General features: G+C 51.2%; 21 protein-coding genes, 1 tRNA gene, 1 rRNA gene and 1 pseudogene. 11 read left to right on the top strand and 13 right to left on the bottom strand.

What is annotated here, in order from left to right; translation table 11 throughout:
• Nucleotides 1–266 precede the first annotated feature (266 nt).
• Nucleotides 267–560 carry a Pepco domain-containing protein gene (locus tag VMC84_RS01335; RefSeq protein WP_325377379.1) on the top strand — a complete coding sequence of 98 codons (294 nt, stop codon included), beginning with the start codon at nucleotides 267–269 and terminating at the stop codon, nucleotides 558–560.
• A gap of 155 nt (nucleotides 561–715) precedes the next feature.
• On the opposite strand, the gene pyrF is transcribed toward VMC84_RS01335, so the two are convergent.
• The 3 genes from pyrF to VMC84_RS01320 form a co-directional block, all read right to left on the bottom strand.
• Nucleotides 716–1,360 carry an orotidine-5'-phosphate decarboxylase gene (gene pyrF / locus VMC84_RS01330; RefSeq protein ID WP_349256726.1) on the bottom strand — a complete coding sequence of 215 codons (645 nt, stop codon included), beginning with the start codon at nucleotides 1,358–1,360 and terminating at the stop codon, nucleotides 716–718.
• Nucleotides 1,361–1,423: 63 nt separating this feature from the next.
• Entirely contained in the window at nucleotides 1,424–2,260 is an 837-nt protein-coding gene (sppA, locus tag VMC84_RS01325; protein WP_325377375.1) for a signal peptide peptidase SppA, read from the bottom strand.
• 166 nt (nucleotides 2,261–2,426) lie between these two features.
• Nucleotides 2,427–2,621, bottom strand: coding sequence for a hypothetical protein (locus tag VMC84_RS01320; RefSeq protein WP_325377373.1), 195 nt, complete (start codon nucleotides 2,619–2,621; stop codon nucleotides 2,427–2,429).
• A 471-nt stretch (nucleotides 2,622–3,092) separates the two neighbouring features.
• On the opposite strand from VMC84_RS01320, the gene VMC84_RS01315 reads away from it, so the two are divergent.
• Nucleotides 3,093–3,165, top strand: a tRNA-Cys gene (locus tag VMC84_RS01315).
• Between the two features lie 43 nt (nucleotides 3,166–3,208).
• A complete protein-coding gene (locus VMC84_RS01310; protein WP_325377371.1) occupies nucleotides 3,209–3,385 on the top strand; it encodes a hypothetical protein in 177 nt (58 codons plus the stop codon).
• Between the two features lie 256 nt (nucleotides 3,386–3,641).
• On the opposite strand, the gene VMC84_RS01305 is transcribed toward VMC84_RS01310, so the two are convergent.
• The 4 genes from VMC84_RS01305 to VMC84_RS01290 all read right to left on the bottom strand — a co-directional run bounded on the left by VMC84_RS01305 (nucleotide 3,642) and on the right by VMC84_RS01290 (nucleotide 5,900).
• Nucleotides 3,642–3,809: a KGG domain-containing protein gene (locus tag VMC84_RS01305; RefSeq protein WP_325377369.1), complete on the bottom strand. Its 168-nt coding sequence runs from the start codon at nucleotides 3,807–3,809 to the stop codon at nucleotides 3,642–3,644.
• Between the two features lie 102 nt (nucleotides 3,810–3,911).
• A complete protein-coding gene (locus VMC84_RS01300; RefSeq protein WP_325377367.1) occupies nucleotides 3,912–4,400 on the bottom strand; it encodes a non-histone chromosomal MC1 family protein in 489 nt (162 codons plus the stop codon).
• Nucleotides 4,401–4,429: 29 nt separating this feature from the next.
• Entirely contained in the window at nucleotides 4,430–5,044 is a 615-nt protein-coding gene (locus VMC84_RS01295) for a hypothetical protein (protein WP_325377365.1), read from the bottom strand.
• A 49-nt stretch (nucleotides 5,045–5,093) separates the two neighbouring features.
• Nucleotides 5,094–5,900 (bottom strand): peptidase MA family metallohydrolase, encoded by an 807-nt coding sequence (locus VMC84_RS01290; RefSeq protein WP_325377363.1) that lies wholly within the window; start codon nucleotides 5,898–5,900, stop codon nucleotides 5,094–5,096.
• 167 nt (nucleotides 5,901–6,067) lie between these two features.
• On the opposite strand from VMC84_RS01290, the gene VMC84_RS01285 reads away from it, so the two are divergent.
• The 7 genes and pseudogenes from VMC84_RS01285 to VMC84_RS01255 all read left to right on the top strand — a co-directional run.
• A complete protein-coding gene (locus VMC84_RS01285) occupies nucleotides 6,068–6,667 on the top strand; it encodes an METTL5 family protein (RefSeq protein WP_325377362.1) in 600 nt (199 codons plus the stop codon).
• Between the two features lie 13 nt (nucleotides 6,668–6,680).
• Nucleotides 6,681–7,247, top strand: a complete 567-nt coding sequence (locus tag VMC84_RS01280) for an exosome complex RNA-binding protein Csl4 (RefSeq protein WP_325377361.1) — start codon at nucleotides 6,681–6,683, stop codon at nucleotides 7,245–7,247.
• Nucleotides 7,248–7,257: 10 nt separating this feature from the next.
• Nucleotides 7,258–7,545 carry a DNA-directed RNA polymerase subunit L gene (locus tag VMC84_RS01275; protein WP_325377359.1) on the top strand — a complete coding sequence of 96 codons (288 nt, stop codon included), beginning with the start codon at nucleotides 7,258–7,260 and terminating at the stop codon, nucleotides 7,543–7,545.
• Between the two features lie 34 nt (nucleotides 7,546–7,579).
• The gene (locus VMC84_RS01270; RefSeq protein WP_325377357.1) at nucleotides 7,580–8,113 is read left to right on the top strand and encodes a tRNA (cytidine(56)-2'-O)-methyltransferase; all 534 of its coding nucleotides are present in this window, start codon (nucleotides 7,580–7,582) and stop codon (nucleotides 8,111–8,113) included.
• A gap of 5 nt (nucleotides 8,114–8,118) precedes the next feature.
• Entirely contained in the window at nucleotides 8,119–9,192 is a 1,074-nt protein-coding gene (locus tag VMC84_RS01265; RefSeq protein ID WP_325377355.1) for an ATP-grasp domain-containing protein, read from the top strand.
• A 74-nt stretch (nucleotides 9,193–9,266) separates the two neighbouring features.
• Nucleotides 9,267–9,779 carry a transcription factor gene (locus VMC84_RS01260; RefSeq protein WP_325377353.1) on the top strand — a complete coding sequence of 171 codons (513 nt, stop codon included), beginning with the start codon at nucleotides 9,267–9,269 and terminating at the stop codon, nucleotides 9,777–9,779.
• A gap of 11 nt (nucleotides 9,780–9,790) precedes the next feature.
• Nucleotides 9,791–10,264 (top strand): annotated as a pseudogene (locus tag VMC84_RS01255) (TIGR00295 family protein); the annotation flags it as partial.
• 206 nt (nucleotides 10,265–10,470) lie between these two features.
• Here VMC84_RS01255 and VMC84_RS01250 read toward each other — a convergent pair.
• The 5 genes from VMC84_RS01250 to arcS form a co-directional block, all read right to left on the bottom strand.
• Complete coding sequence (locus VMC84_RS01250) at nucleotides 10,471–10,776, bottom strand: hypothetical protein (protein WP_325377349.1); 306 nt, start codon at nucleotides 10,774–10,776, stop codon at nucleotides 10,471–10,473.
• Between the two features lie 81 nt (nucleotides 10,777–10,857).
• Nucleotides 10,858–11,475: a nitroreductase family protein gene (locus VMC84_RS01245; protein WP_325377347.1), complete on the bottom strand. Its 618-nt coding sequence runs from the start codon at nucleotides 11,473–11,475 to the stop codon at nucleotides 10,858–10,860.
• Between the two features lie 133 nt (nucleotides 11,476–11,608).
• Nucleotides 11,609–12,112, bottom strand: coding sequence for an amino acid-binding protein (locus VMC84_RS01240; protein WP_349256725.1), 504 nt, complete (start codon nucleotides 12,110–12,112; stop codon nucleotides 11,609–11,611).
• 161 nt (nucleotides 12,113–12,273) lie between these two features.
• Complete coding sequence (locus VMC84_RS01235; protein ID WP_325377343.1) at nucleotides 12,274–13,293, bottom strand: archaeosine biosynthesis radical SAM protein RaSEA; 1,020 nt, start codon at nucleotides 13,291–13,293, stop codon at nucleotides 12,274–12,276.
• Nucleotides 13,290–15,080, bottom strand: a complete 1,791-nt coding sequence (gene arcS / locus VMC84_RS01230) for an archaeosine synthase subunit alpha (RefSeq protein WP_325377341.1) — start codon at nucleotides 15,078–15,080, stop codon at nucleotides 13,290–13,292. The genes VMC84_RS01235 and arcS overlap by 4 nt, the downstream gene beginning before the upstream one ends.
• Nucleotides 15,081–15,357: 277 nt before the next feature.
• On the opposite strand from arcS, the gene VMC84_RS01225 reads away from it, so the two are divergent.
• Nucleotides 15,358–15,531 (top strand): hypothetical protein, encoded by a 174-nt coding sequence (locus VMC84_RS01225; protein ID WP_012900268.1) that lies wholly within the window; start codon nucleotides 15,358–15,360, stop codon nucleotides 15,529–15,531.
• Nucleotides 15,532–15,692: 161 nt separating this feature from the next.
• Here the strand turns inward: VMC84_RS01225 and rrf are convergent.
• Nucleotides 15,693–15,813: ribosomal RNA gene (gene rrf / locus VMC84_RS01220) — 5S ribosomal RNA — on the bottom strand.
• Nucleotides 15,814–15,819 lie beyond the last annotated feature (6 nt).

Here is a 15,819-nt window from a genome sequence, read left to right as displayed (position 1 = left end):
TACTACTTGCATACTATAATGAGTTAGTGCTAATCTTAAAATAAACTTTAGCTTTATCTGCTATATATAAAGTAAATTCCATTATGGAAAATTAATATTAATTAATCAATTGTTTTTATGTTATCCGCCTCAGTTAATCAGAGGATTTAAACGTTAAAATAACTATATATATCTATTAAAAATATATAATCCTTTGTATACCGAAGACTTAATAAGCGACATATACATACCCAAATATAAAAAGTATTGAGAAAGGGTATGATAATATGTCAGAAGATACGATATCTGTAATTGCAATTCCGGATACAACCCTGGTCCAGAAACAAATAGCGCCAGAAATAAAAGAATTACCTATTGAAGAACTTTCAGAAAATATTTCGGGGTTTTTGCTCAAGTTCGGTAAAGTTATGGATGGGATTCCAGATAGTATAGGTGATTTCAAGATCGATTCCATGTCTGTTTCTCTCGGTGTATCCGTCGATGGAACCGTATCGATTTTCGGAATCGGCGGGAGTGTAGGCGGTCAGGCTAGTATTACCATCACTCTCAATAAAAAATAGAATATTTAATTATATATTATAATTTATTTTTATAAAAAGATTAACGTACAGCATTTATAATTTCGATTGAACATTAGCCTAATAATATACAGGGATTTTTACGTCAGCCGCCTCAGGACTCATAGGGCTCATCACTGATCAGAGACCTTTTATCATCATTGGCGGAGTTGCTCGATGAATTCGACTGCCGCTGCATATGGGTCTTCGACATTGTATATACTTCTTCCCACGATGACAAAATCGGCGCCGGCTTCGACGGCCTTGCGCGCATCGCCGCCCTGCGCACCGACACCGGGTGCTAAGATCTTCATATTTTCTGCCCTGCGGCGAATCTCTGCCAGCCGCTCAGGCCTCGTTGCGGGGGCGATAATGCCTGAAGCGCCCGACTTAAGGGCCAGGTCCACGAGCTCGAAGGCGTGGGCTTGCATGAAATCGAGTGCACCGGGATGGCTCATCTCGGTAACGACGTAAACGTCCCGCCCGAACTTGTTAGCGACATCGACACATGCCTCGACGCTGTCGCTCCCGACGAAGCCCTGGCAGATGATGCCGTCGGCGCCTGCCTCGAACGCCTCGCGGCAGATGAGAGAGTTCGTGTTCGGAATGTCGGCTACTTTAAAATCAGCGATGACACTGGCATATTTTTTAATGTCCTTAATGATGCCCAGGCCGCAGGAGAGCACGAGCGGATAATTCACTTTTATCGCGTCCACCGCACCGCCGAGCTTTTGGGCGATGGCAAGAGCTTCCTCGCGGTCTGTCACATCCAGCGCTATGATCAGCCTGGTCCGGGGAGTCAGCGTCATTCAACAGCTTAAATGTCCATATCAATATTAATGCTTATGGCTCCATGAGCCCCCGTATCATTTAACGGAGGGCTCATTCATGTAGACGATGATGGCTTTACCCTTTACATTACTCATGTTCTTCGCGATGGCGATGGCATCGTAAAGGCCTCCCAGGTCATCTACAAGCCCCATCTCTTTAGCGGTTGTGCCCGTGTATATTCTGCCGTCCGCGATATCCCGGACCTTATCGACCGGCAGGTTCCGGCCTTTAGCGACATTCTGGACGAAACGGTCGTAGCTCTCGTTAATGACGGCGTTCACATAGCTTTTTTCATTGTCCGTCAGGCCGCGCCAGTCCGATCCCATGTCCTTGAAATTGCCGGACTTCGCCACGTAGACGGTGACGCCCTGCTCATCGTATGCTTTGGATTTATTTTTAAAGGTCCATATGACCCCAATGCTGCCCGTAAAAGTGTCCGGGTTGGCTACAATGCGGTTTGCCTGCGACGATATATAATAGGCGGCGGACGTAGCCATATCGCCCATCGATATCACGACCGGTTTCACGGCCCGCGTCTTGTTCATCTGGGATATGATCTCCTCCGCGGCGACTGGCGTGCCGCCCGGCGAATTGACGCGCAGCACGATGGCCTTGACGTCCGGGTCTTCTGTCGCGCTCCGCATACACTTCACGATATCACTGGAGAAGGCCGAGCCGGCGCCCGCATCGGCGCTCTTATCCGCGACCATCTGGCCATCCACGTAGATGACTGCGATCTTACTGGCCTTACCGCCGCCCAGCACGTTCGCGATATCTCCTGGTATGACGGACTGGTGGGCCATGCCGGCATAGGCAGACCAGATGATGGCCCCGGCCATCACACATATTAATACGAATGCGACGCTCAACATCAGACGGCTTCGGTGAGAAGAAAGGAGTAACTTATCTTTATCCAATGAACCACCCCGTAAAAATAATAGCTTAATTATATAATAAATGTTTTTAGACTCTTCCGCGTTTTTTAGGTAAAAATACGCTTGGTATGCTTTCTTCGAGATGCCCGGATAAAAACCTATTTTATAATTTTAACCGTGCTAGTGCCATATCGTCCCGTGCCATGATAACGCCGCACTTCGGACAATTGGCCAGGAAGTAAAAATATGGGACTTTGGATATGCCGGGCTCCGGGCCGTTCATATGCCCGATGCGCAGCGTGATGCAGCCGCATTCCTCACACTTGAGAGAGACTACGACGGGCAGAGGTACGAGCATAATAGGACGTATGCGATATCTATCCAGTATCATATTTATAACCGGCGTATTACGGTGTAATAGTGGATAATCAGTTGTTAATAGCGCGCTGGCCGTGAGAAAAACATGCTTCATATACAGACTTAAGAGATCTAAGTAGCGGTCGGTTATTTTAGCCTGTCGCAGTAAATCAAAGATGGCGCCGGGAAAAACGACGCGAGCTCGCGAAAAACGTAATAGCCACGAGAGTGGCAAGCTTATTAACCACAATATTGGTTTTTTAGTTTTTACAAACTTATTTTTTTACAAAGAGTAACTTAATCGTTTATGAGTGTTTTAATGGGGATTAATAGGATAATTCATGAAATAGAGTAAAATATTTAAGAATTAAAAATATAAAAAGCCCGTTTATAATGCCCTTGCCCAAGGTAAAATATATCCGCAGATAAGGCATATATGAAAGTGCCTGACATCGAGCCTTTAAGAGAGGGCGCAGGGATGGCAGAGCGGCTAATGCGGCAGACTGCAGATCTGTTTTTTGGGAGTTCAACTCTCCCTCCCTGCACTAACACTTTTATTCCCGTAATGTTCATAGTATAATGATATCTATGGCAGGCAAATGTCCGCAGGTGGAGCCCGAAGAGCGCTTCGTGGCCGTCAGATTTCCGGAGTACGTCCTGGAATTTTTAGAGAAAGAGAGCGAAGAGTCCGGGGCGACGGTGAGCGACGTTGTAATCCGTATCGTCGCTGACTACGTGCGGTCGGAAAAGGGGAATTGCGGCTGATGGTGGAGGCGGGACCCGGGCAATATCGTATGGTGGGTGTGGATATAAGGGGGGTTAATCACCTGGGCCCCAAGCCTTAGTATGTTATATGTATAATTACATATTTAAAACTTTCTATTATGTAATTGCACATAAAACCTAATAACCCTAAAAGAAAGATATTATGGTAAAATGGCGGAGGCGTCTGCCCCCGCATATGTCTGCTAAAACGGACCTTAAAAGGTCCGTCCAGATTACAAATGGTTTTTAAGCGCGCTTACTTTTCGGAAGACTTACCGCGCTCGATGAGCTCTCTTACCTTCTGGCCTCCCTTGTGACCGATCTCCCGGTAAAACTCGGGGCCGTGCCTCTCCTTGGTGGTGGTGCCACCGCGTCTTCCTGCCTCTCTTACACTAATGTCTCCTTTCGATTCCTTTTTCGCCATAGATAATCACTAAAAAGAAAATCTATATGCGTGTTTATAAGAATATGCCAAATTAAACAAGAGAAAATAAAAAAAAGGAAAAAGAAATGTACGATTTATCTTCTATTTTTTGGATGTCTTGGACTTGGGAAGCTTGAAAAGATCCCGGGGGTTCCTCTCGAGTTCGCTGTACTCCAGGTTAGTGGTGCCAAGCTTCTCGACGTTGGCCTTGTAGATCTTTCCGCCCTTGTCCTTGGCGGCCTCCTTTATCCAGGCCGGGGCACTGGCGGGCACGGTCACAAGCTCTCTCTTGCCCTGGAAATAGTGCAGCTTCTTGGTGCCCTTCTCCCTCAAGATGATACTCGTGATGCCGCGGTTGGCGACCTTAAGGGCCGCGTCCCTCGGCTGGGCGCCGCTGTATGTGCCTATCTCTTCACCTTTCTCATTAATCAGTCCGAAATTTTTCTTCTCTCTGTCTGCCGTAATCTTGGCCTCCTCTAAAGCATACGTATGAAACCGGCTAATATTTAACGGTTTTTGTCTTCCCGCTGAAAAAATGGGCGAATAACGCCGAAAAATCGCAACAGCGTGGGGATAGCGCCCGTTTTCCAACGGCCCCGCCCGATAACACCAAAAAACTTTTATTCGTATTTTTTACTCTCGGTCGGGAAATCGCCGGTGACCCAGCAGGAGTTGCTCTTCCTGAACGCGATCTCCTCGCGCTGTAGCAGGTCGTCGGCCATTTTGTCGCCCAGCCCCATCTTTTTATATTCCACCTGAAGCTGCCTTTTCCGGCGCTCCCAGCGGGCGCTTATGTCTTTTAGGTCCCGTACCGCTTTTTCCTGGAGCGCGGAGGTGCTGCAGCCGGAAGCATCTCGTAATCCGGCCTGCACGAAAATATCCTTAGAATGGACGGGTTTTTGAGGAGTTTTTTTTACTTGGGGCAGGGCTGGCCTGACCGGCGTGGCCCCGCCGCTGATTACCTGGCCGCCCAGCGCCGCGCACTTCGCCTCGAACTCCTTCCGGAAGTCCTCGTTATTCGAGTTTATGAACAGCGTCATCGGCTGGTTTTCGGAAAAGGAGTCGTCCATGATCATCTCCATGACACTCCTGTCAATAAAGACGCCGTCCCCCGTAGCCTCGTTCACCCAGCCGCTCTTCTTATCGTCCCAGGACATGCCGTATTTTTTTATGATCTGCTTGATCTTCAGCTTGTTCTCAGAATAGGTCTTATGCGGAAAAATGACTGTTATCATATGTATCGGGCTGCACGTAATCAAAAGACGTGCAGCACCTTATACTTTATCAGGCCAGGAATTCGGAGAGGCCGATCTCGTTCCTCAGATACGGGTAGAAGGACCAGGCGGCCGGTATCTCGATGTCCTGGGCCTCGCTCTTTACGTGTGCCTGCCACTGGGCATAGAGCGTGCTGAAATCCGTCCCCGTGGTCTCGGCGAACGCTTTCTCGTAGCTGGTCTCCTTCGATTTCATCATTTTTACCACTTCATCCATACCGTACTTGTCCGTTATGAACTTGATCAGGCTGTATGACTGCATGTAGCCGTTCTTGGTGACGTTATAGTTCTCACTGTTAACGGCGCTCGCGATCTCCTTTGGAGTCAGGAACCCCTGGCTTAATATGTATTTGGATACTTTCATATCACTGAATGGCTCGTGGGAGAAGACCATGCAGGTGCCTTCTTCCATCCATGAGAAGTCTTTTGAGTCCTTTGCCGCCAGTATATTGTTTAAGCCCAGGTGGCATATTTCGTGTTCAGCGACGACTTTTAATGATTTCTTATCGTTACAGCTTTGCTCCCGGAGGACGATAGAGCTGGACTTATTGCTCCAGGCCGAGAACGCCTCGACGTGCTCCCCCACCTGGTCCATTGTCTTCTTACCCACGACGAGCACTTTTATATAGACGGGGCAGGTGCCCAGGTACCCGTTGATCTCTTTGTAAGCGCTCTCCAGTGTCTGCCCTACGCCGTTCTGGCTATCCGCCATTGACGGGTCCGCGAAATAGACCTCGAAGTGTCTCGTCCTTTCGCCCACCGTCATGGCGTTAGCCGACCCCGCCAGCAGGAGTAGTAATATACAAATAACTGCCATCCACCCTTTCATAAACAGCCATAAGACCTCGATTTATATATCCTGTTATACAAAAATGAGCGGCTACCGGAGGCGCCAGCGAGCAAGACGACTGCATAGCTAATGGCGAGCCGGTGAAATCAGAAAAATAAAAATAGGTGCAAAATATCTTAGGACTACGAAAGCGCATGAAAAAAAGAAAGCTGGAAATGCTGCTGGAGCAGGTCAAGGGCTTCGACTCCCCGGACGTGCGGCGGGAGCAATATGCAACGCCGGCAGTCGTCGCGTCCGAGCTCCTCTATTTCGCCTACATGAGCGGCGATCTTGAAGGAAGCGTCGTAGACCTTGGGTGCGGCACGGGCATGCTGGCCATCGGCGCCGGCCTGCTCGGAACAAAAAAGATTATAGGCATTGACAGCGATATACGTGCGCTAGAAATAGCGAAGAAAAACGCGAGCCAGCTCGACGTGGACATAGCATGGGTTTGCTGCGACGTGAGAGACTTTTGCGGACGTTTCGACACGGTGGTCATGAACCCGCCCTTTGGAGCGCAAGAAAAAGGGAACGACAGGCCCTTTTTGGACAAAGCCCTGGAAATCGGCAAGGCCATTTACACCATACACAATGCCGGCTCCGCCGATTTTGTCAGGGGCTTCATCGAAGGCAGAGGCAACATAACCGATATCGTCGCATTAAAGTTCCCCATCCGGCACACCTTTAAGTTCCACACGAAAGAGATCGCATATATTGACGTCGAGCTTTATAGAATACTGAGCAATGAAAAGTAATGCAGGGAAGAATATGCCAGAGATTGGAGATTTTGTAATACCCGGCGATATGATTGGCACATCCGAGGAGTTTCTGCCGGGCAAAGGCACTTACGAGGATAGAGGCAACATCTATGCCATCATGACCGGCCGCCTGACCTATAATAAGAAGGAGAGAAGCGTCGCAGTGGACCCCGTCACGAACATCCCGCCCACGCCGAAGGAGGGGGATATCGTTATCGGCCGCGTCACGGACATTAAGGGCTCCGTAGCGCTCGTCGAGCTATCCCGGATCAAGGGCCATCTGGACCGGGAGATCGCCGGCAACACGCAGGCCGCGATCCACATTTCAAATGTGAAAGACTCGTACGTGCAGGACCTGGCCCGGGAGTTCGGGTACCAGGACATCGTCAAGGCGAAGGTCATCGATACCAAGAACATGCGCCTGTCCACGGTCGACAAGAATTTAGGCGTGCTGACATCCCAGTGCCCTCGCTGTAAAGTAAATCTGGTCTTCGAGAACGGTAAGCTTAAATGCCCGAAGTGCGAGAAGAGGGAGTCCAGAAAATTATCGTCCGATTACGGCAAAGGCATAATTTAAGGTGAATTTCATGGAGATCAAGGTATTAAACAAGACCGACACCGAGATCGAGGTCGAGATCAAGGGCGAGGACCACACGCTGATGAACGCGCTGAAAGCCGCCCTGTTAAAGGATAAGGCCGTAAAGGTCGCCACCTATGACATCGTATACCCCGGGATCAGCAACCCGATCCTCTATGTTCGGACGACCAAGTCCGAGGACCCGATCGACGCATTGAAAAAGGCGTCGAAGGACCTGGCTGGCGAGTGCGAGACATTTATAGACCTGTTCAAGAAAAAAGCAAAGATCAGGGTATAATTTTTCGCCTCTTTTTTATATTATTTTCATCTTTATGGGCGATATCGTAGTATTACGGCTCGGCCACAGGCCGGAAAGGGACGCCCGTGTGACCACGCACGTGGGCCTGACCTCCCGTGCTCTCGGAGCCTCCGGAATGCTCCTGACCTCGGACGATAAGTCTGTCGCGCAAAGCATCGAGCGCGTCGACAAGAGCTGGGGCGGCGGTTTCTGGGTCCGCATCGGCATCGGCTATCGCTCGGAAATCAAAAAGTGGAAGGAGAAAGGCGGGATCGTCGTCCACCTGACAATGTATGGTATCAACCTGCCGGATTGTATCGATACGATAAGGAACGAGTTTAAGGCTAAAAGCATCATGGTCGTGGTGGGGGCCGAAAAAGTGCCCGGGGACGTGTACCAGCTGGCCGATTATAACGTCGCCGTGGGCAATCAGCCTCATTCGGAGATCGCGGCACTAGCCCTTTTTTTAGACTGGCTGCAGCAGGGCCGTGAATTCGAGAAGACTTTTCGCGACGGTGAGCTAAAGATCTTACCCTGCGAGCACGGTAAGAGCGTCGAGAGGAAGTAGGCGGCATGGAGTCAGTCTTCATCGTGGGCTACAATGCCAGGGTCATGGCATGCCCCGCCCATAAGGCAGGGTATAAGGTGTACTCTCTTAGCCATTACGATGACCTGGACCTTTTACGGTGCGTTGAAAAGAACTTTACGTTCAGCGGGGACCTGCCCCGGGATATAAAGCCCTGGCTGGAGCAGACCGACGCTGAAAAAGTCGTGCTGGGCTCGGGCTTCGAGGATGTCGACCTGCCTGCGTCGCTCGTGCTCGGTAACGATCCGAAGATCGCCCGGAATGTGGTTAACAAGGTCTGGCTGGCCGAAAAGCTGAAGAGGCTGGGCATGCCCCACCCTCATATTTATAAGAATAAGAGCGACGTGAAATTCCCCTGTGTCGCCAAGCCGGTAAAGGGCGGCGGAGGCGTTAAGAATTATCTGGTTAAAGACGCCTCGATGCTGCCCGAAGGCGACGAGTACTTCTTCCAGGAGTACGTGACGGGAAAGCCCCTGAGCGTATCCGTGCTATCGACCGGTAAAGAGGCCCGGCCCATATGCGTGAACGAGATCCTCGTGGGCAAAAAGTGGCTGGGCCAGGACAGGGAGTTCGGCTACTGCGGCAACGTGACCCCGTATGGTACTCGTTTTAAGGAGCAGATGTTCGATATTGCACGGGAGCTCATGCCGGCGCTGGGCCTGGTGGGCCATAATGGAATCGACTTTATAGTCAACAGGGACGGACCCAGGATTCTCGAGATCAATCCAAGGTTCACGGGTGCAGTGGACTCGGCCGAGCTGGCCGTACAGGATAACCTGTTCAAGGCCCACGTGGACGCTATCAACGGCAGGCTCAATGATTATAAAGTAAAGCGATATGGCATAAAAGCCATTTTGTTCGCCCGTAAGCCTGTAAGGGTCAAGGGCGACCTCCTCCAGCCTTTAATCGCGGACGTGCCGCAGAAAGGCAACGTTTACGGGAACGGAGAGGCGATATGCACGATAATGGGGGCCGGACCGACTCGGGGAGAGGCCGTCGGTCAGCTTAAGGAGCGCCTGAGCTTTGTAAAAAGGAATCTGGCACTTTCGAAAGCCGGGTAACATATATATGCCTTCATAGAAATATTATTGAAGACTAGAGCGATATTTTGAACTCATGCCTTAAAGGTGAAAATGTGTCCGTTTTAAATAATGAAGCGATCCGTGGCTATATACGCAAGCTCGTGGGGGACGACGGTATAATGATCGTCGAGAAGATGCTTGATAAAGTCCCCGATAAAGAAGTAACGGACGAGAATGTCCAGGAGATCAGCGGCATAAACCTGAACCTCGTCCGCAAAACGCTCTATATCCTGTACGAGAACCACCTCGCGCTCTACCGGCGGGAGAGAGACAAGGATAGCGGCTGGCTGACATACTTATGGAAGCTCGACCTCGACAACACTGAGAACATGCTCAGGAACGAGACGCGAAAGCTCATAAAAAAGCTCGAGAGGCGCCTGGAGTTCGAGAATAACGAGTTCTACGTGTGCGAAGACGATGCGCACCATCGCATTCTTTTTGACTATGCCATGGACTCGAACTTTACCTGCCCGGTGGACGGGTCGCCGATGGTGTATTACGATAATAGCGTGGAGAAGCGGGCGCTGCAGGACCGTATCGATAATCTCAAGGCCGCGATGAAGTAACGATGACTTCCCTGAAAAAACAGGATGCCCTTGATCTTTTAAAAAAATATGGCGCGGACCGGCGCGTCATGGAGCATATTCTCGCGGTCCGCGACTACGCCATGGAGATCGCCGATAAGGTCGACTGCGACCGGGATCTTGTCGAAGTCGGCGCACTTTTGCACGATATCGGCCGGACAAAGTCCCATGGAATGGACCATGGAATTATCGGGGCGCAAATACTGAGGGACGAAGGCGTCGATGAGCGTATCGTCAACATCGTCGAGCGCCACATAGGGGCGGGCCTGACTTCCGATGAGGCAAAAAAGCTGGGACTGCCGCCTAAAGACTATGTGCCAAAAACTATAGAAGAAAAGATCGTCTGCCATGCCGATAATCTCATCGGCGGTACAGAGCGCGTATCCATCCAGGATACCATCGCGATTGCGAGGAAGAAATGGTTCCCTGAGTCCGTAGAACGGCTCATAAGCATGCATTTTGAGGTGTTCCGGCCGGATATAGTCATTCTAAAGAAAAATGCATCTGGCGGCGATTTGGAGCGTTTAAGCCGATCGGCAGATAAATGGCTGAATGGCTTTGACCTGCTCTATAAGATATCGGTAAATAAAGGTGTTACCAGGCTGGCGCTATATGGGCAGGACAGCGCAAAGGCGGCGCAATACCTTATATCAAAAGGGCTCGCAGAACGCCCCTAGCATTTCTTCGCCTGTTTCCGCAGGTCTTCGACCCGGCCCTCGGTCATCGCGTTATTATACCATAGCGTTGCCAGGTACTCGGCCTCGTCCACCACGAAGAGAATGTCCTGTGTCTTATGGTCGCCCTGGCTCTGGATGGGCGTAAATCGCTTGATGCTGTCCCTGCCCGCGATGGACCGTATCTTATCCATGATGCGGTCGCGGATCGCCAGCTTCTCTTCGCCGCGACCCTGGTCGTCGATAGACGGGTGAGGCTTTTCCTGTATTATGATGCCCTCGATCTCTTCCAGCTTACCTGACATACTGATCACCTTTATCATGAATTGGCAGGAACATTAAATTTTACTGCCAATATCGTCTGATGAGCGGATTTTTCATGGGATTTAAAAGAACACTTCCCCATTTGTAAAGCGTATTTTTTTCAGTGGCGTATCGGCGGCGTACCCTAGCGCGACGATCAGGGTCGGAACAATATCCGGCGGAAGCTCGAGCAGGCGGGCAAGCTCCCGGGCGTTAAAGCCGCCAAAAAGGGAAGAGTCAAAGCCAAGGGCTTTTGCACCGTTGACCGCGTTGCCGACCGCCAGGAATACGTCCCATTGTGACCGGTTGAGCATTTCCCGGGGCTCCCTGGCCAGGATCATTTTCGCGATGGTCCCCATATGCTGGATGACGTCTTCGGGATAACCGGCGGCTATCATTTTTTCCTCCAGCCGCTTCCAGTGATCGCCCAGGTCCCCGTCCGCGCAGAAAACGAGGAGGTGGGAGCACGTCTTCACCTTTTCATGATTAAACTGCATGATGGCTGGCAGGAGCTTTTCCTTGATCGCAGTGTCCGAAATGACCTTTATCTTCCACGGCTGAAGATTATCCGCGGATGGAGCGCATCGTATGATATCAAAAAGCTCTGTGAGCTTTACTTCGTCGATCTTGCGCCCGTCGAACCTTTTTACGTTATAGCGCTCCAGAACAAGTTCCCTGAACTCTATACACTTTCTTTCCATGAGATTGCCCATATAAATATTATGTATTTATTATATTTATATGGCACGTATCACAGGCAAATAAGTTACAGGCATTTACCTGGCAGGATTTAACCATGGAATAAAAATATAAATATGAAATCGAGCCGGGTGTTCACTGGATCGTGACACTCTTGACGCTCTTGAGCTTGCGGAGCTCGCTGACCAGCTCGCCCGGGATGACGTCGTTCGTGATGACGGTCATTTTAGGCTCGTCAGTAAAGAACGGGTCGTCCGTTACGGCCTGGCGAATGCTCAGGTTAAATCTCGAGATAACCGAAGTAACGTCGCTCAGGATGCCGATATTTTGGGCATTATCGGGAGTTATGATGACCACGCCCAGGCCCAGAAGAGGCGCCACATCCTTGAAAGAGGCGATCGAATGGATGTTCATGAAGACGCGCTTCAGCGTCTCGTCCCTGAGTATCATCTCGGTCGTGGCGTCCACGACACGCCGGTCCACACCGACCTCTCTGGCGATCTGCGTATGCGGTATCTCTATCCTGCCCGAAACGACGTGTCCCTGCCCATCGACCTGAAAGCCCCGCTCAAGCAGGAGCCTCACCACTTTTTCCTGGGAAGGCATGCCCTTGAACTTGCCGATGATCTCGCTCCACATGACCTCAAACCTTCGCCTGCATATTTGCATTCGATACTAAATAAAGGTTGTTTATTTGAGCAGTTGGCCGTGTTTATATTCCTGAGTACTTTTTTATTCGTATATTTTCGGATACGCTTACGGCTCCTGACAATGTCATAGAATTCCATCGAATTAACTCGCTAATAGACCAGCGGCGAGCCGAACGTCCAGCCTTCGAGCGCCAGCGTCTTTTCCCAGAGCAGGCGGCAGTCGCACGCCAGGCCGTCGAATACATGGATGTCCTGAGTAGTGGAATATTTTCGGATGGCGTCCGCGAAGGCATAGTCGCACTCGTAGCAATTATGAGGGCCGCGGGCCTGGCCTGCCGCCAGCGGGTCCGACATGATCATGGAATTTGTTTTCCCGTGGACTCTTTTTATTACTTCCACTATGGACCAGAGCCAGGGCGGCCTGTAGGCGTTTTTCTTAAATAGATCATCGACGATGGTGCCCCGCTGTACGTTGCATAAGTTTATTGATATAGTGCCGGCATATGGCGCCGCATCCAGGACTGACCGGAATATGTCTTCCATGGCATCCTTCTCGGTAAGGAAGGGCGGCTTTAAAAGAAGGTAGGCCTTGGTAGTGACGCCATGCCTTTTAGCCGTCTCGCTCGCCCTGACGAAATCTTCGAATAAGAAATTTTTATTGATACATTCGTTTCGTATCCTGTCGTTCGACGTCTCGAGGCCGATGGCGACTTCTATTCGGGCGCCGTGTTTAGAAGCGGCCTCCATAGCCTTATCGGTGACGAACTCGGGCCTGGTCTCGATGATGATCTTCGAGGCCTTCTTCCCGATACTTGATAATATCTCGTCACGAGCCTTCTCCGGCACCTCGCTCTTATCGAAAAAGCTTCCCGACGTAAAGAGCTTGACCACGCTGCCTTCGATCCTGTCCTCGACGGAGCGGTACTGGGCTAAGATGTCGTCGACAGTGGGCGGAGACGTGGCCGCGTCGTAGGTATAGCCGCACATCGTGCAGCCGCCCTTCTGCGCCCAGAAGCAGCCCTTCGTCCTGAAAATGATCGTATTCGACTTTACCGTCTTGCCATCCAGCAGGTCCTCGCCTGTCCAGAACCCGACCGGCTCCGTCGGCGGATAGGGCTTAATATGCTGTCTCTTCCGTATGTCAAGCATGACGTCGCTTAACCCGGTCATGATAACTTCTCCACGTGCCTCAGCTCAACGGCCATGCCTCGCGTTGACTCGGCCATCTCATAGCCGCTCATCTTCGCCTTACCCACGGCCATCGCCTTCGGCCCTTTCACGAGGACATCGTCCCCTGGCCTTATCTGCAGGCTCGCGCCGATGACTCCGGGCGCCAGTACGCTGCCTTTCGGGATAAACTCGCCGATATTCACGATATAGCCCGGATCGAGGCTCATACGCTTTGCCCCTTCGAGCGTGAGCGATAGCGAGCCGAAATCGGGCGATATGGAGCATAACTGCTCTTTGCCGTCGAAGAGGACGAGCCGCGGGTATTTGCCGCGGGCCAGGCCATTGTCGGGCACCAGGAGCCGGCCTTTTCCAGCGCCGAACTGGTAGTCGGCCATTCCCCTGAACATATCGAGCAGCATCTCTCTCGTGCCGCGGGGCTTCGTGCCCAGCTCCATAACAGACGTGCGGATAGTTTCTATGAGTATATTAAGCGACTCGTCGCTCGTTATGCGCCCCTCCGAAGTGAAGACCATACCCCTGCCTGTCTGCCTGCAGACCTCCACATACGGGCCTTCCACGTGGGCAATGATCTTCTTAAAATGATGCGCATCAATATAATCGCGCAGGCAGCCCGAGACCCACTGGCGCTCTTCCAGGTCCCACACGCCAGTCACCGTTACGTCATAATGTGCGGCAGGGTAGACGAGCTCCAGCTCCCTCGGCACGACGCCCATGGGCGAAGTTAATATTAATTCATGCACGTAGCCCTGGTACTTCCCGAGAGCCCTGGCCAGTGCCTTATGCGACTGGGACATGGAGTAGGGCTTGCGGGCTGAACAAGGGATAATAAGAAGTATATCGCCTTCGGACTGAAACCTGGTTTTCACGCGTTCCGCAAAGCGCCTGACCTCGACCCGGTTCTGAGACTCTGCCGAGCAGGCCAGTACCTGAGACGAGCGGTAGGCCGGCGTGCGCTGTTCCAGGTAATCATACTGGGCGTCGGCAAGCCTGAGAAGGCCGGTAAGCCAGGGACGGGAGCGGCACTGCTTTTCCACGTACTCCCGCAGCATTCCCCGCCGGATGTGGAGCCGGACACGCTTTAGCTCCTCCTCGAGCTTCAGATAGTTATGCCTGGCCAGGAGCGCGAAACGTTCGACAGCTGGTAGAGACATTAATCCTTCGGGCGTACGGCCACGGCAAACCTCGCATGTGCAGGGCAGGTCCGACAGGTCCTCGAGCCTGAACTCGCCGTCTTCAGTCAGGTAAAGGCCGCCGTATGCCTTCACCGTTATTAAAACATCGTCGATGATATCTGCGCCTAAGTAGACTAGTAATGACAGGTTCTCAGGGGTGGCCAGCGCGGGCACATAAAGAGCTGTATCGGGCCTGGCCGAGGCCCTTATTTTTATGAAACTGTCTAAAAGAGACCTCGCGTCACCCTCGATGGCCCGGGCGCCAGCCATGACGTACATATCTGCGCCTTCCACGACCCAGTCCGGGTGGACGACCGCCACCAGTGGAGCCTCTTTACAGGCATTATCCCGGATAGGCGGAGAGAAAAGCTGAACGATATCCTTGTTGACCTTATAGGGAAGACCCACGTGCGGCGGCACGTTAAAAGCATCGGAGACGCAGGGTAAATCCTCATGGACCAGGGCACTGCCCCCGTTCACGATCAGGCCGCTCGAAGGGCTCACTATGCAAGGCGTATCAATACCCTCCCGGACCAGCAGCTTGCCGAGCCTCGCGGCGCCGTCCCTGTGCGTGACCTCGAAAAAGCGTGTCAAATGTCTCTACCTTCGAGGCATACATCATCCTATGTGATTAAATAATCTTTTCGCAATACGGCCTTTTTCTGCCGGGGCATCCTGATGGGGCAATTAGGGCAAATAACTTAAACGAAAGGCTAATCAATCAAAGCTTCAAAGAATTAGTGCTGATTACGTATAAAGATATTATTTTGGTATCGTCTGCGCCATTGATTGCTAATTTAGCCTATTTTCGCTATTTACATGGAGAACATACAATAGAATATGCGCTTAGTATCTATTTAGGTGTGATCCTATGGCACGAAAAGAAACCAAGGGAGAGATGACTGTAAAAGAAGCTGGTAGAAAAGGTGGTAACACCACCAAGCAGCGCTACGGCGAAGGCTACTACGAGAACATCGGAAAGAAGGGTGGCCAGAAAGTCCGTGAGCTTATCAAGAGGGGAAAAGAAGCAATGTCGAGGAAGTAGGGCGCCCTCTTTTCCTACTTTCTCCGGTATATAAAAACGAAAAACTAATTTTCATATGTGTTAGTTTTCTTTTTTCAATTGTATAATCATTATATGATTTATTACATTTAATTTAGCGTTAGCCAATCGAAAAATTTTTTTAAAAAGGTGTCTTGGTGGGTGGTTGGCGGCGTTCCGGTTTTCCCGGGGACTCGCGTACCTCAGTACTGGCTGGAACGTGGGCGGGCTTAACTTCCGGGTTCGGTATGGGACCGGGTGTGCCCCGCCGCTTTGGCCGCCAAAACCACC

The sequence above is a fragment of the Methanocella sp. genome (assembly GCF_035506375.1).
In the GTDB taxonomy this organism is placed as follows: domain Archaea; phylum Halobacteriota; class Methanocellia; order Methanocellales; family Methanocellaceae; genus Methanocella.
Note: the sequence above shows the minus strand (reverse complement) of the source record. Positions and strands in the feature narration are given on the sequence as shown.